The 974-nt window shown below is 33.7% G+C and carries 2 protein-coding genes; one reads left to right on the forward strand and one right to left on the reverse strand.

Annotated elements, in window-relative coordinates:
* Positions 1 to 270: 270 nt before the first annotated feature.
* A complete protein-coding gene (locus tag MCQ_RS02460; RefSeq protein WP_006923344.1) occupies positions 271 to 603 on the reverse strand; it encodes a hypothetical protein in 333 nt (110 codons plus the stop codon).
* Positions 604 to 709: 106 nt separating this feature from the next.
* On the opposite strand from MCQ_RS02460, the gene MCQ_RS02465 reads away from it, so the two are divergent.
* Positions 710 to 974 (forward strand): hypothetical protein (locus tag MCQ_RS02465; RefSeq protein ID WP_006923345.1); only part of this gene is annotated, 265 nt, incomplete at its 3' end.

Below are 974 nucleotides of genomic sequence, written 5' to 3' on the forward strand. Positions count from 1 at the left end.
CTAAGAGAATTTCATCCGATTTTATAAAAACAGGTTTTGTCAAAACAGCCTCCATACAGCCTGTTGGCAACGGTTAATTTATAAGGTATGGGGCAAATATATTTTCGTTTTACGGTAATGTCAATATAAAAAATACCGTATAACGAAAAATTATTTTATGAAAATTTATTTAATCTAATGTATTTTTATAGATATTGGGAGATTTTATGAAAGGTTATAGAATTGCTAAAAGAAAATTTTCACAATTATCAAATGAAGAAAAAACAGCAATTATCGCTTTTTTGATTCGAGCAAAGTATGAAGAAAAGCTAAGGTTGCCCTCCGTTCCTCTTCATTGCAAGACGAATATAGATCATAAAAATCTTGATCTATTTTACTTAAAGCAGGATATGGAGGATACTCCTTAAAAAAACTGTGTAACTTCACTAGTTCTTCTGCGGTTATATCACGGTAGGCTTTAGAGTCAGAGTCATCAATAGATAACAAGCGTGTAATAGATGATGGACTCAATCCTAAGTGCTGCCCTAAAGCCTTACGACTGCCATGACCCATTTCATTTAATTTTTTATTAATCCACACTTTTATTAGTTTCTGAAAATCCATTCTATTTTTTTCCCTTAAAATTGTTAAATAATCAATATTGCGTTTTACGGAAATTTTGTATATATTTGCGAAATACGTAAATATATGGCAGAAAGTTTTTGATTACATGACTACTCCAGCGGTTATGATTATAAAATATCTAGGCGGTGCGAAGAGTGTATCGTTGATTTCGCAGTGTCATGTTTCGGCTGTTTATAAATGGACTTACCCTTTTGAAAAGCGAGAGGGGAAAGGTGGTATTATACCGGCTAAATATCAAGTGATGCTTTTAAACTATGCACGCGAGCATGGCATAGACTTGCGCCCTGATGATTTTTTTTATCCTGAACGCTTGCAGAGATTAATGCAAGAGCAACACACCCCCCCAATGT

The organism is Candidatus Bartonella washoeensis Sb944nv (assembly GCF_000278135.1).
GTDB classification, from domain to species: Bacteria; Pseudomonadota; Alphaproteobacteria; order Rhizobiales; family Rhizobiaceae; genus Bartonella; species Bartonella washoeensis.